Genomic DNA, 13,002 nt, shown 5'->3' with positions numbered 1-13,002 from the left:
AAACACCCTTGGCACCACCCATCACCATCATCGGCATGGGGGTCTCCCCGGACGACCTGACCACCCGGCAGCGGCAAACCATCGCGGCCGCGGATATCCTCGTGGGCGGCCGGCGGCTCCTCGAGCCATTCAGCCATCTGGATTGCCGGCGCCGGGTCATCGACCGGGATCTGAAGGGACTGGGCGATTTTCTCCAGGCCCGGATGAACGACCACACCATCGTGGTGCTCACCTCCGGCGATCCCCTGTTTTATGGCATCGGTGCGTTTCTGGTTCGCCGGCTGGGTGCCGGACAGGTCCGGATCCTGCCCAATGTCTCCGCCGTGGCCGCCGCCTTCGCCCGCCTGGGAGAGCCCTGGCAGGAGGCCTGCGTCGTCAGCCTGCACGGCCGCAGCCACACCGGGCACCTGCTTCGGCAACTGGCCGGCGGCGACACGGTCGCGGTCTACACGGATCCGGATCACAGCCCTGCCTGGCTGGCGGGAATCCTGGTGGAAAATCACCTTTCGGAGGTGCGCATGTCCGTTCTGGAACGGCTGGGAACGGCCGACGAACGGATCATCCGGGTCAGCCCCGATCGAGCCCGAACCATGTCCTTTGCCGATCCCAATCTGGTGATCCTCCATCCCGATGCCGCCCGGCAGGCCGCCCCGTCCCTGTTTCCGGGCATGCCCGACCATTGGTTCGCCCATGAAAAAGGGCTGATCACCAAGGCCGAAGTGCGTGCCGTGAGCCTGTCCCGGCTGCGCCTGTTTGACCGGGCCACCTTCTGGGACCTGGGGGCCGGCAGCGGTTCGGTCTCCATCGAGGCGGGGCTGACGGTCACCCGGGGCGCCATCTACACGGTGGAACAGAAGGCGCAGCGGATCGAACACATCCATGAGAACCGGTCTCGATTCGCCATCGGCAACATGACGGTGATCCAGGCCCGGCTGCCCGACGGCCTGGCGGACCTGCCCGATCCGGACCGGATCTTCATCGGCGGCGGCGGCAAGGCCCTCGCCGACATCGCCCGCCTGGCCGCGGACCGTTTGAAACCGGCCGGCATCATCGTGATCAACACCGTCCTGATCGACAACCTGTCCAGTGCCATGCAGGCACTGGAGGGCCGTGGGCTTGAGGCAGACATGGTCCAGATCCAGGCCAGCCGGGCGACGGCCATGCCCTTCAGCCGTCGTCTGGAAGCGGCCAACCCGGTCTGGATCATCACCGGCCGCCGGCCCTGACCCCCAACAGAAAGCATCCATCGTGATTCATCCATCCTCTGATTCAAATACCGATACCGTGAACCCCGTCATTTTCTGCGGCGCCGGCCCCGGTGATCCGGATCTGATCACCGTAAAGGGCCAGCAGGCCCTGGCAGCCGCCGACCTGGTCGTCTATGCCGGCTCCCTGGTTCCCGAGGCGCTGCTCAAATGGACCCGGCCGGCCTGCCGCCGCCTGAGCAGCGCCGGCCTGCACCTGGAGGAAATGGTAGCGACCATGGCCGAGGCATGGCAGGCGGGTGAAAAAGTGGTGCGCCTGCACACCGGCGACCCCAGCCTTTACGGGGCCATTTTCGAACAGATGGCCAAATTCTCGCAACGCAATATTCCCTACACGGTGATTCCCGGCGTCACCGCCGCCTTTGCCGCCGCCGCGGCCCTGGGCGTCGAGTACACCCTGCCCGAGGTGTCCCAGACCCTGATCCTCACCCGCATGGCCGGCCGGACGCCGGTGCCGGAAAGCGAGAATCTGGAATCCCTGGCCGCCCACCGGGCCACCATGGCGGTCTACCTGAGCATTTCGATGATCGACGAAATGACCCGGGTTCTCTCCCGGGCCTATGGTCCCGATGGGGCCTGCGCCGTGGTGTATCGGGCCAGTCAGCCCGAACAGCAGATCCTCTGGACCACGACGGGGCAACTCGCCGAGACGGTCAGGCAGGCAAAAATAACAAAAACCGCCCTGGTGGTCGTCGGACGCGTGCTGGATGTAAGCCTGGACGCCCTGGTGCACCACTCCAAACTCTACGACCGGCACTTTGCCCACGGATACCGCCCGGCGGAGGACCACCGGTGACCTCCGCCGATCACGGACACACCGCCATCTGGGCGCTGACCCCAAACGGGGCCCACCTGGCCCGCACCATCGCCGGGGGGATGGCCGGCAGCACCCTTTTCCTGTCGGAAAAACAGGCGGCCGGAATCGACGGTGCGGTTCGATTCAGCCGGCTGAAAGATGAAATCGACCGGCGGTTTTCCCATTTTTCCGGTCACGTTTTTATCATGGCAACCGGGATCGTGGTACGCAGCATCGCCGCCCACCTGGGCCACAAGACCACTGACCCGGCAGTGGTGGTGTGCGACGAGGCCGGCCAGTTTGCCGTCAGCCTTGTTTCCGGCCACGTGGGCGGCGCCAACGCCCTGGCCCGGAGAGTCGCCCGGCTGACGGGCGGGCAGCCGGTGATCACCACGGCCACCGACGTCAACCGGGTGCCGGCCATCGATGTCGTCGCCGTGGAGGCCGGACTGGCCATCGAGAATCCCGATGCCATCAAGGCAGTCAACATGGCTCTGCTCACCGGCCGCCCGATCGTCGTCCACGATCCTTATGCCGAAGTGATCGACCGGCTGCCGGCAGGCCAGACGATATCCTCGGCCGGGGCGTCGTTCGACCGGAGCGATGCCGGAATTTTCGTGGACCACATGCAGCTTGACCTGCCCCCCCATGTGCTGGTATTGCGACCCGGATCACTGGTGGCCGGCATGGGATGCAACCGGGGCACCGATGTCGAAGAAATGCACCGTCTGCTGATGGACACGTTCATGGAAAACAACCTTTCCATTTCCAGCCTGCGCGTCTTGGCCACGGTTGATCTGAAGGCCGATGAACCCGGCCTGCTGGCCCTGGCCCAGACCCTGAACGTACCCATAACGGTATATACCCGTGACCGGCTCAAAACGGTGGCGCAGGTGCCCACCCCGTCGGCCATGGTGGAAAAACACATTGGAGTGAAAAGCGTATGCGAAGCCGCAGCCTTGCTGGCGACCCACCGGGGACGTCTGATCGTTCCCAAGAAGAAGACGGCCAACGTCACCCTGGCGGTGGCCGCGGACGGCTGTATATCGTCGGCATCGGACCCGGCGGGCCGGAGCACCTGAGCCTGCGTGCCACGCAGGTGCTGAAAACCGTCGACGCCGTTGCCGGATACACCACCTACATCGACCTGATCCGACCGCTGATCGCCGGCAAACTGATTGTCAGCACGGCCATGAAAAAAGAGGTCGACCGGGTGTCTGCCGCCCTGGACCTGGCCGTGTCGGGCAGCGCCTGCGCCGTGGTTTCCAGCGGAGACCCGGGGGTCTACGCCATGGCCGGCCTGGTTCTGGAAATGTGCCGGGAGCGGGCCATTTCCATTGGCAACAATGACAAAGATGCGGACGCGAACCGTCTGATCGTCGAGGTGGTGCCCGGCATTCCCGCCCTGTGCTCCGGCGCGTCCCTCCTGGGGGCGCCCCTGACCCATGATTTTGCCGCGGTCTCCCTGAGTGACCTGCTCACGCCCTGGGAAACCATCGAAAAGCGGCTGGATGCGGCGGCCCGGGCCGACTTCGTGATTGTGCTTTACAACCCCAAGAGCCGGCGCCGGCCCGAACACCTGGCCCGCGCCCGGCAGATCGTCCTCGGCCACCGCGAGCCGGGCACGCCCGTGGGCATCGTCACCGGCGCCATGCGGGACAACCAGCGGGTGACGCTCACCACCCTCGGCGATCTGCACCGGGCCGAGGTGGACATGCAGACGACGGTGTTCATCGGCAATTCCAACACCTTTAATTACGACGGGTTCATGGTGACGCCGCGGGGGTATGCGAAGAAGTACGATATGGGTTAAAAGCGGTGTTAAGTGGATCGTCACCGTTCACGGTTTACGTTTATCGGTTCACGGTTGGAAACTTGAAACTGGAAAATGGGGAGAGATCGGCGAGATCAGGAAAGAGTTGATACGTCTGGCCCCTAATTGAATGCGTCCAGTAACAGTACACCAGCATGAAGACCCAATTTCCAATTTCCGTTAACGGTGAACCGAAAACCTGAACAGATAAAATTGCGACTCGATCCGGAAATTATCAAATGGCATTCAAAAACGGCTACACCCAAATCTACACCGGCGACGGCAAGGGCAAAACCACGGCATCCCTGGGACTGGCCCTGCGGGCGGCCGGTGCGGGGCTGAAGGTCTACATCGCCCAGTTCATCAAATCGGGCGACTACAGCGAGATCAGGGCCCTGGCCCGCTTTGCGGACCGGATCACCGTGGAACAGTTCGGTCTGGGCCGGTTCATCAAGGGAAAGCCGGCGCCGGAGGATGTGGCCGCCGCCCAAAAGGGGCTGGCAGCCGTTCGCAGCGCCCTGGCCTCGGGCCGCTATAAGGTGGTGATCATGGAAGAGGGCAACGTGGCGGCCCTGTGCGGCCTGTTTCCGGTGGACGCGATACTGGAGATCATGGCACAGAAACCGGGGGATGTGGAACTGGTGGTCACCGGCCGGGGGGCGGACGCGCGGGTCATCGACAGGGCCGATCTGGTGACGGAGATGAAGGCGGTCAAACACTACTACCAGGCCGGGGTGGCGGCCAGGACCGGGATAGAAAAGTGAGGGTTCAAGGAGTCGAGGGGTTGAGAAAACCGTGCAACAAAGACAGGGAACGGATCGATCAAGAAACATGGGCGCTCAGGGAAATACCATGAGAAACCAGGACAAAGCCCGCCTACCCCCCCGGATCCTTGCCCCCTCGAACCCTTTTTCTCGCCCCATGGGACACGTGCACCAATGACCAAGCAAGCCAAGACAAAAAACACCTCCCCAGCCCCCTGCCTGGCCGTGCTGGGCACCGGATCCGACGTGGGCAAAAGCGTCATCGCCGCCGCCCTGTGCCGCATCTTTGCCGACCGGGGCCTGCGGGTGGCGCCATACAAGGCCCAGAACATGTCCAACAACTCAGGGGTCACCCCGGAGGGGCTGGAGATGGGCCGGGCCCAGATTGTCCAGGCCGAAGCCGCCGGCATCGCCCCCCACGTGGACATGAATCCCATCCTGCTCAAGCCCACCAGCGACGTGGGCTCCCAGGTGGTGCTCCTGGGCGAGGCCATCGGCAACCAGACGGCCATGGACTACCACCGGAAAAAGGTCCGTCTGGTGCGGACCGCCAACGCCGCCCTGGACCGCCTGCGCGACCGGACCGATCTGGTGGTGATGGAGGGGGCCGGTTCCTGCGCCGAAGTGAACCTCATGGCCCACGACATCGTCAATCTTCCCATGGCCGACTACGCCGACGCCCCGGTCATCCTGGTGGGCGACATCCACCGCGGCGGCATTTTCGCCCAGTTGGTGGGCACCCTGGAATGCCTTCCCCCGCATTTCCGGGCCCGCGTGGCCGGATTCATCATCAACCGGTTCCGGGGCGATCTGCGGCTGTTCGCGGACGGGGTGCAGTGGATCGAAGAAAAAACGGGGCTGCCGGTGTTCGGGGTCGTGCCCTGGTACGATCACATCCGCATCGACCCCGAAGATTCGGTGGTCATCGAACGGCCCGCAGCGGTTTCGGCTCCAACGGACGGAATGCCCGCGGTGGCGGTGATCCGCACTCCTCATATATCCAATTTCACCGATTTCGACCCGCTCAAGGGGGTCGCGGGGATGTCGGTTCACTTTTTGGAAACGCCCCAGGATCTGGCCGCCTTCGCCGCCGTGATCCTGCCGGGGTCCAAGAACACCCGATTCGACCTGGAATGGCTCAACACCAGCGGCTGGCAATCCCGGATAGCCGCCTATCGCGCCGGTGGCGGCCATATCACCGGCATCTGCGGCGGCTACCAGATGATGGGCCTCCGGGTCCACGACCCCGACGGCCTCGAAGGCGCACCGGGGACAACCGACGGCCTGGGCCTGCTTCCGGTGGAAACCGTGCTCCGGGCCCCCAAGACCACCACCGTGAGCCGTTTTTCGTGGGACGGCATCCGTGGCAGCGGCTATGAAATTCACATGGGTCACACCCGGCTGCAGGGCGGACGCCCCCTCCTGACGGTAACCGAAAGAAACGGCATCCCGGTGGATGACGCCGACGGGTGCACCGCCGACCACGGACGGACCATCGGCAGCTACATGCACGGCCTGTTCGACACCCCGGCGCTGATCACCCGCTGGCTGACCGAGGCGGGCCTGACCGGCATGGACGTGCCGGCCGACGGCGGGCTGGAGGCCAAACGGCAGCAGTATGCCCTGCTGGCCGAGCATGTCCGGCAGCATGTGGATGTGGATCGGATCAGCGAACTGTTGAAGATCGAAAACAAAAAGCCAATAAATTTCATAAAGAAACCGACGTGACCAATACCGATAAAATTCTGGTCCTGGGCGGCTGCCGCAGCGGCAAAAGCAGCCATGCCCTGAACCTGGCCGAAGGCATGGGCGGCCGCCGGATCTTCGTGGCCACCTGTGTGCCCCGTGACGACGAGATGAAGGACCGGGTGGACCGTCACCGACGGGAACGTGACGCCACCTGGGACACCCTGGAAGTTCCCGTGGATCTGGCCGGGACCATCACCGCCCACAGCCCGTCGACGGACGTCATTCTGGTGGACTGCCTGACCCTGTGGCTGAGCAACCTGCTCATGCGGACCGACGATGTGGACTGCATCCGACGGCGGATCGACGATCTGGCCGAAGCCGTCAGATCGGCGCCCCGCAACGTGATCCTCGTTTCCAACGAGGTGGGCGCCGGCATCGTTCCCGAAAACCGGCTGGCCCGGCATTACCGCGACCTGGCCGGCTGGACCAACCAGGCTGTGGCCGCCGCCTGTGACCGCGTGGTCTGGACCGTGGCCGGCATTCCCGTGACCATCAAACCCGCTTTCCAGGCGACGGCCCCATGAATGCATTCATCGCCTCGCTCCAGTTCATCACCGCGGTTCCGCTGGGCCGACCGCGCCCCTTCGACCCCAAGGGCATCATCGTTCATTTCCCGCTGGCCGGCCTGGCCATCGGACTGACGCTGGCGCTGTTCGACCTGGCCGTCTCGGCTGTCTGGCCGCCCGGGGTGGCGTCGGTGCTGGACGTGGTCCTGCTGGCGTGCATCACCGGTGCCTTCCACCTGGACGGCCTGGCGGACATGGCCGACGGCCTTTACGGCCAGCGGGAACGGGAAAAAGCACTGGCCATCATGAAGGACAGCCGCGTGGGCGCCATGGGGCTGGTGGCCGTGGCCTGCGTGCTGCTCGTTAAAACCGCGGGCCTGGGCAGCATCGGCCATGCCCGTTTCCTGGCGCTGCTGGTCGTGCCGGCCTATGCCCGGTCGGCCATGATGATCGGTATGCGCGTTCTGCCCTACGCCCGGGGCAAGGAAGGCACGGGCAGTCCGTTTTTCGAAACGCCCCTGTCCGCGCCGGATTTTAAATACCTGGCCGTACCGGTGGCCCTCTCCCTGTTTCTGGGGTGGCGGGGGCTTTTGATGAACCTGTTTTTTGTCGCGGCGACGGCGGCCCTGATCCGGCTCTATCGCAGCAAGTTGGGCGGCATCACCGGGGACCTGCTGGGGGCCATGGTCGAAATCCTGGAAGCGATCCTGTTCCTTGCGCTGTGCGTGGGAGTCCACCCATGATCGGCGGGCACGGGGGCAACATCTATCAGCTGGCCCGGCGGTTGGGCTGCCGGCCATCGGACATCAGCGACATGAGCGCCAACGTCAATCCCCTGGGCCCCATGCCGGCGCTGACCGACCATTTAAGGAAAAATATGTCGGCCATCGCGGCCCTGCCCGAGGTGGACGCCGGCGGCATCGTCGATGCGTTTGCGCGGGTCCACGGCATCGATCCGCGGCAGACCCTGGCGGGCAACGGGACCACCGAACTGATCTACCGGATCCCCCGGGCCCTGGGAGCCAAAAAAGCCCTGGTGGTGGGCCCCACCTACTCCGACTACCGGGATGCCTGCACCATGAACCGGGTGGCCTGCGACCACCTGATCTGCCGTGAACCGGACGATTTCACGCCGGACATGCAGGCCATCGGCAAGGCAGCGGCAGGGGCGGACCTGGTCTTTTTCTGCAACCCCAACAACCCCACCGGGGCCCTGGTGAAACGATCGGACATGGACGCCCTTTGCCGGCCCCTGCCCGACACGGTATTCGTGATCGACGAATCCTATCTGCCCTTCGCCCCGGCCCCTTCGGCGGTAACCATGATCGCCTCGGACCTGCCCAATGTCATGGTGCTCAACTCCATGTCCAAGGCCTTCCGGATTCCCGGACTGCGTATCGGCTTCGTCAAGGCGCCGCCACCGATAGTGCAGCGGCTGGCAGCGTTTGCCCTGCCCTGGTCGGTGAACAGCCTGGCCCAGACCGCCGTCCGATGGCTCATGGAGCACACCGGACCGGTGGAGCAGTTCCTATCGTCGACACGAACCATGATAGAATCAGAGAAAGCCCGAATAGAAGAATGTATCCGGCAGAAGACCGGGATCCGGTGTTTCCCATCGGCGACCTCTTTCATGCTGATGCGCCTGTCCGAAGGTCTGGACGCCCCGACGGTGTGGCGGCACATGGCCGACCACCGCATCCTGATCCGTGACTGCGCCAACTTTACCGGCCTCTCCGATGCCTTCATCCGTCTCTCTCTGAAAACCGAAGCGGAGAACCGTCGGGCGACAGACCTGCTGATCCGGTTGTGCCGCGATCATGCCCGAAGGGGGATCGCCCATGAACACTGACGGATCGACCCTGGCCCTGGCCCTGACCCTCGCGCTGGCGCTGGACATGATCGCCGGCGATCCGCTGTGGCTGCCCCATCCCGTTCGCTGGATGGGCAGGGCCATCGAGCGGCTGGAGCCCCGGTTCCGGCGGCTGCCCCTGAGGCCCCTGGTCTCCGGCGGGCTGATGGCCGTTTCGCTGGTGGCCGCCGTGTGGGGGGCCAGCCTGCTGCTGATCCACACGGCCGCATCCGTCCACCCGGCTGCGGGGATCCTTGTCGAAACCGCCATGATATTCGTCTGCATCTCAGCCAGGTCCCTGGCCGATGCCGCCCTGGCGGTGTCCAAAGCCCTGGCCGGGTCAGGCATCCAGGCCGGCAGACGGGCCGTATCCATGATCGTGGGACGGGAGGTGGACCGGCTGGACGAAACGGGCGTCACCCGGGCCGCCGTGGAAACCGTGGCCGAAAACCTGGTCGACGGCGTCGTCTCTCCACTGTTCTTCGCCGTGCTGGGCGGAGCCCCCCTGGCCATGGCCTATAAAATGGTCAACACCCTGGACTCCATGGTCGGGTACAAAAATGAGCGCTACCTGCAGTTCGGCCGTTTCGCCGCCCGCATGGACGATGTGGCCAACTTTGTCCCCGCGCGGCTGAGCCTGCCCTTTATTGCCCTGGCCGCCCAGATGCTCAACGGCCGGGGCCGACCGGCACTGAAAACCGCCTTGAAGGATGGGCGTGCCCATGCCAGTCCCAATGCGGGTTACCCGGAAGCCGCCTTCGCCGGCGCCCTGGGGTTGTGGATGGGCGGCCCCAATCATTACCACGGGCGGGTGGTGCTAAAGCCCATTATCGGCGAGGGGTTGGGCAGCGCCCGCCCGGTCCACGTCCGGCAGGCCTGCCGCCTGATGCTGACCACCACGATCCTGGTGTTTATGGCGGCGGCAATGACCATGCTGCTTCTGCCGGTGCCACTTAGCATCTGAGCCCTGTAAGGGGGATGCTGCAATCGCGAGAAACAACAGGCGTCAGAAGGCAGAAGGATTTGGATGTCGCTTCGCTCCGTCTTTTGAAAAAGATCGAATGAGCCAAAGGCGAAAACCTTATTCTGAGTTCTGGATTCTGACTCCTGAATTCCTATACGACGATTACGGCAGAGCCAATTATCTCTGACCTGGCCCAAAGGACCAGGTTTTTCATTAGCAGTAAAAGGAAAACAATGCCGTCCTTTCCACCCCTGGAAACCGTGTGCAAAAAACGGTTCCCTTTTTCCATGGCCTGCCCTTCATTCGTTTATCCGGCAGGCTACACGGACAATGTCCGGCACCTGGCGCCGTTTGTGGATGAAATCGAACTGCTTTTTTTCGAAAGCCGGTTTGCAGACAGCCTGCCGTCCCGGTCGATGATCCGGGAACTGGCGCAACTGGCCCGAAACGGCGGCATCACTTACAATGTTCATCTGCCCACGGACATCCGTGTGGGGCACCGGGACGCCGGTGTGCGCCAAACGGCGGTGGATGTACTGACCCGGACCATCGACCGCTGCGCACCGCTCGATCCGACCACCTTTACCCTTCACCTGGAGCGGGATCGATCCGAACCCGACGACCGGCGCTGGCAGGCCCACACGGCGGAATCCCTGGAAGCGGTGCTGGCCAACGGCATCCCCCGACGGTGTATCTCCGTGGAAAACCTGGGTTACGATTTCGAACTGGCCGCCCCCGTGGTCGAGAAACTGGATCTCAGCGTGTGCATGGATCTGGGCCACCTGATGGCGCACAACAAGGCAATCACCGCCTTTTTCGACCGATGGCGGGACCGCATCACCATCTTCCACCTGCACGGTGTGGACGGTGCCCGTGACCACCTGCCCCTGGACCGCCTGTCAACGGCCCGGATGGTCCGGGTGCTGGAGCTGTTGGACCGTTTTTGCGGCGTGGTCTCCCTGGAGGTGTTTTCATTTGAGGCCCTGAACGCTTCGCTGTCCCATTTGCTCGATCGGTGGTCGGGCCTGACGACGGAAGCCGATCATCGGGCATGAAGGCGGATATTTGAACCTGGATCGCCGAGCCGGAAGCGAACCCGTTCTCCCGGGTGGGGTCGCCTGGTTCGTGAATTCTCTGCCCCCAAATTTATAGCGTAATCGATGAGTGCACCAACCAACAAAGTGGAATTGCTGGCCCCGGCCGGCACGCCGGAAAAACTGGAGATCGCCCTGCACTACGGCGCCGATGCCGTCTACCTCGCCGGCAGGGACTTCAGCCTGAGAAACTTTTCCGGAAACTTCTCCCTGGAAGAGATGCAGGCCGCCCGCCGCGCGACCCGTGAAAAAAACGTGCGCATGTATGTGGCCGTCAACATCTATTCGAGGGACAGCGAAGCACGGGCCATTGCCGACTACCTGGAATCGCTGGCGGCGGTCGAACCGGACGCCCTGATCATCGCCGATCCGGCCATCTTCACGCTGGCCCGCAAGCACCTGCCGCGTATCCCCATCCACATCAGCACCCAGGCCAACACCACCAACACCGGTACGGCCCGCTTCTGGCGGGACCTGGGCGCGACCCGGGTCAATACGGCCAGGGAACTGAGCCTGGAAGAAATCCGACAGATGGCCGCCGGAAGCGGCATCGAGGTGGAGGCGTTTGTGCATGGCGCCATGTGCATGGCCTACTCGGGCCGCTGCCTGCTGTCCGGATATCTGACCAACCGGGGGAGCAACCGCGGCATGTGCAGCCAGCCCTGCCGGTTCCACTATACCCTGATGGAACAGACCCGCCCCGGCCGGTACTTTCCCATCGCCGAAGATCCGCGGGGCGCCTACATCTTCAACTCCCGGGATCTGTGCATGATCGAACACCTGCCGCGGATGATCGACGCCGGCATCTGCGCGTTTAAAATCGAAGGTCGCATGAAAAGCATCCACTACCTGGCCGGCGTGGTTAACGTTTACCGGGAAGCCATCGATGCCTGGTATGACGATCCCGGCGGCTACCGAGTCAGAAAGCGCTGGTTGAAGGAACTGGCCGCCATCAGCCACCGGGGCTATTGCACCGGATTTTACTTCGGCGACCCGCAAGAGGCGGCGGCCAACCTGGATGACGTCATCCGGCCCGGGTATCGGTTTGTGGCCAAGGTGATCGCCCCAACCCCCGGCGGCGGGGTCCGGGTGCTGGTAAAAAACAAGATCACTGCCGGTGAAGAGGTGGACGTGCTTTCTCCGGGCACCCCCACCCGGACGGACACCATTGTACGCATCGTGGATAGATACGGGATGACCCAACCCCTGGCCCAGCCCGGCGCCACGGTGACCCTGCACCTTGGCCGGCCACCACAGGCCCTGGACCTGATCCGACGCTGCGAAAACCGATCCCCGGGGGAGGTCCCATGATCCTTCTTGCCGACAACCTGCGCATCACGCAGCCGGCCATCGGCCGGGCCGTGGAGCGGCTGGATCCCGGCCCCATCCGGCGGTTGGCCAGGGCCTGCAGGCAGGCCGGGGCCGGAGCCATCGACATCAACAGCGGGCCGCTGTCCCGTGCCCCGGAAGAGAAGATGACCTTCCTGGTCCGCACGGTACAGGAAAGCGTCGACCTGCCCATCGTTCTGGACACCGCCAACCCACGGGCCATGGCGGCCGGCCTGGCCGCGTGCAGCGGGCGGGCGGCGATCAACGGCATTTCCCAGGAACCTGAAAAAATGGCGCGGATCCTGCCCCTGGTCCGGCAGCATGAGGGAGACATCATCGCCTACCTGCTGCGCCCGGACGGCCAGGTGCCCGTCGATGCCGCCGGCCGCATGGAAGCGGCCATCGCGCTTTTTGACACGCTTCAACGTGCCGACATCCGACCGGAGCGGATCCTCTTCGACCCGGTGGTGGTCCCCCTGGCCTGGCAGGACGGCAACCGCCAGAACATGGCCGTACTGGAAGTCATCCGGACCCTTCCCGACCTGCTGGGATACCCCGTGCGGACCATCGCCGGCCTGTCCAACCTCACCACCGGTGCGCCGGATCCCGAGGCCCGCTGTCGATACCAGAAGGCCTTTTTACCCATGCTGGCCGCCGCCGGCATCGACACGATCCTGATGAACGTGCTCGACCCGGCCATCCTGGATATTGCCCGGTCCAGCCGAAATATCACCGGTGGTGAGATCTTCACCTGGCAGTGAGGCCGGCCAACCGGAGTCGTACCGACATCGGCGCACCGGGCCCCCGGGGTTCGCGTAAAAACAAGTTCGACAGTCAGGAAATTGAGGCGCCGTCCGGCAAGGAGTGAAGACG

The 13,002-nt window shown here is 64.2% G+C and carries 13 protein-coding genes; all 13 read left to right on the top strand.

All coding sequences use genetic code 11. The annotated features are described in order from the left end of the window. Positions 1 to 8 precede the first annotated feature (8 nt). The 13 genes from cbiE to DSCA_RS30465 all read left to right on the top strand — a co-directional run bounded on the left by cbiE (position 9) and on the right by DSCA_RS30465 (position 12,890). Positions 9 to 1,226, top strand: coding sequence for a precorrin-6y C5,15-methyltransferase (decarboxylating) subunit CbiE (gene cbiE, locus DSCA_RS30525; protein ID WP_155320014.1), 1,218 nt, complete (start codon positions 9 to 11; stop codon positions 1,224 to 1,226). Between the two features lie 58 nt (positions 1,227 to 1,284). Beyond that, positions 1,285 to 2,061 (top strand): precorrin-4 C(11)-methyltransferase, encoded by a 777-nt coding sequence (cobM, locus tag DSCA_RS30520; RefSeq protein ID WP_155320013.1) that lies wholly within the window; start codon positions 1,285 to 1,287, stop codon positions 2,059 to 2,061. Continuing rightward, entirely contained in the window at positions 2,058 to 3,143 is a 1,086-nt protein-coding gene (locus DSCA_RS30515) for a cobalt-precorrin 5A hydrolase (protein WP_231716323.1), read from the top strand. Before cobM ends, DSCA_RS30515 begins: the two co-directional genes overlap by 4 nt. Continuing rightward, complete coding sequence (gene cobJ / locus DSCA_RS30510; RefSeq protein ID WP_331457179.1) at positions 3,101 to 3,874, top strand: precorrin-3B C(17)-methyltransferase; 774 nt, start codon at positions 3,101 to 3,103, stop codon at positions 3,872 to 3,874. Before DSCA_RS30515 ends, cobJ begins: the two co-directional genes overlap by 43 nt. A 239-nt stretch (positions 3,875 to 4,113) precedes the next feature. After that, the gene (locus DSCA_RS30505; protein WP_155320011.1) at positions 4,114 to 4,638 is read left to right on the top strand and encodes a cob(I)yrinic acid a,c-diamide adenosyltransferase; all 525 of its coding nucleotides are present in this window, start codon (positions 4,114 to 4,116) and stop codon (positions 4,636 to 4,638) included. Positions 4,639 to 4,812: 174 nt separating this feature from the next. Further along, a complete protein-coding gene (locus DSCA_RS30500) occupies positions 4,813 to 6,366 on the top strand; it encodes a cobyric acid synthase (RefSeq protein WP_155320010.1) in 1,554 nt (517 codons plus the stop codon). Next, positions 6,363 to 6,911, top strand: coding sequence for a bifunctional adenosylcobinamide kinase/adenosylcobinamide-phosphate guanylyltransferase (cobU, locus tag DSCA_RS30495; RefSeq protein WP_155320009.1), 549 nt, complete (start codon positions 6,363 to 6,365; stop codon positions 6,909 to 6,911). The genes DSCA_RS30500 and cobU overlap by 4 nt, the downstream gene beginning before the upstream one ends. Next, a complete protein-coding gene (gene cobS / locus DSCA_RS30490) occupies positions 6,908 to 7,636 on the top strand; it encodes an adenosylcobinamide-GDP ribazoletransferase (RefSeq protein WP_155320008.1) in 729 nt (242 codons plus the stop codon). The genes cobU and cobS overlap by 4 nt, the downstream gene beginning before the upstream one ends. Beyond that, on the top strand, positions 7,633 to 8,742 hold the full coding sequence (locus tag DSCA_RS30485; RefSeq protein ID WP_155320007.1) for a pyridoxal phosphate-dependent aminotransferase: 1,110 nt from the start codon (positions 7,633 to 7,635) through the stop codon (positions 8,740 to 8,742). The genes cobS and DSCA_RS30485 overlap by 4 nt, the downstream gene beginning before the upstream one ends. Continuing rightward, positions 8,732 to 9,706 (top strand): adenosylcobinamide-phosphate synthase CbiB, encoded by a 975-nt coding sequence (cbiB, locus tag DSCA_RS30480; protein ID WP_155320006.1) that lies wholly within the window; start codon positions 8,732 to 8,734, stop codon positions 9,704 to 9,706. The genes DSCA_RS30485 and cbiB overlap by 11 nt, the downstream gene beginning before the upstream one ends. Before the next feature lie 233 nt (positions 9,707 to 9,939). Beyond that, positions 9,940 to 10,761, top strand: a complete 822-nt coding sequence (gene cbiR / locus DSCA_RS30475; protein ID WP_155320005.1) for a cobamide remodeling phosphodiesterase CbiR — start codon at positions 9,940 to 9,942, stop codon at positions 10,759 to 10,761. A 105-nt stretch (positions 10,762 to 10,866) separates the two neighbouring features. Then, positions 10,867 to 12,111, top strand: a complete 1,245-nt coding sequence (locus DSCA_RS30470; RefSeq protein WP_155320004.1) for a peptidase U32 family protein — start codon at positions 10,867 to 10,869, stop codon at positions 12,109 to 12,111. Continuing rightward, positions 12,108 to 12,890 (top strand): dihydropteroate synthase, encoded by a 783-nt coding sequence (locus DSCA_RS30465; protein WP_155320003.1) that lies wholly within the window; start codon positions 12,108 to 12,110, stop codon positions 12,888 to 12,890. The genes DSCA_RS30470 and DSCA_RS30465 overlap by 4 nt, the downstream gene beginning before the upstream one ends. Positions 12,891 to 13,002: the final 112 nt, after the last annotated feature.

This window comes from Desulfosarcina alkanivorans (assembly GCF_009688945.1).
In the GTDB taxonomy this organism is placed as follows: domain Bacteria; phylum Desulfobacterota; class Desulfobacteria; order Desulfobacterales; family Desulfosarcinaceae; genus Desulfosarcina; species Desulfosarcina alkanivorans.
Note: the sequence above shows the minus strand (reverse complement) of the source record. Positions and strands in the feature narration are given on the sequence as shown.

Excerpts from the sequence above, each read along its gene's own strand:
- DSCA_RS30505 (WP_155320011.1), top strand. The coding sequence starts at position 4,114 with ATGGCATTCAAAAACGGCTACACCCAAATCTACACCGGCGACGGCAAG.
- DSCA_RS30500 (WP_155320010.1), top strand. The coding sequence starts at position 4,813 with ATGACCAAGCAAGCCAAGACAAAAAACACCTCCCCAGCCCCCTGCCTG.
- cobS (WP_155320008.1), top strand. The coding sequence starts at position 6,908 with ATGAATGCATTCATCGCCTCGCTCCAGTTCATCACCGCGGTTCCGCTG.
- DSCA_RS30485 (WP_155320007.1), top strand. The coding sequence starts at position 7,633 with ATGATCGGCGGGCACGGGGGCAACATCTATCAGCTGGCCCGGCGGTTG.
- cbiB (WP_155320006.1), top strand. The coding sequence starts at position 8,732 with ATGAACACTGACGGATCGACCCTGGCCCTGGCCCTGACCCTCGCGCTG.
- cbiR (WP_155320005.1), top strand. The coding sequence starts at position 9,940 with ATGCCGTCCTTTCCACCCCTGGAAACCGTGTGCAAAAAACGGTTCCCT.
- DSCA_RS30470 (WP_155320004.1), top strand. The coding sequence starts at position 10,867 with ATGAGTGCACCAACCAACAAAGTGGAATTGCTGGCCCCGGCCGGCACG.
- DSCA_RS30465 (WP_155320003.1), top strand. The coding sequence starts at position 12,108 with ATGATCCTTCTTGCCGACAACCTGCGCATCACGCAGCCGGCCATCGGC.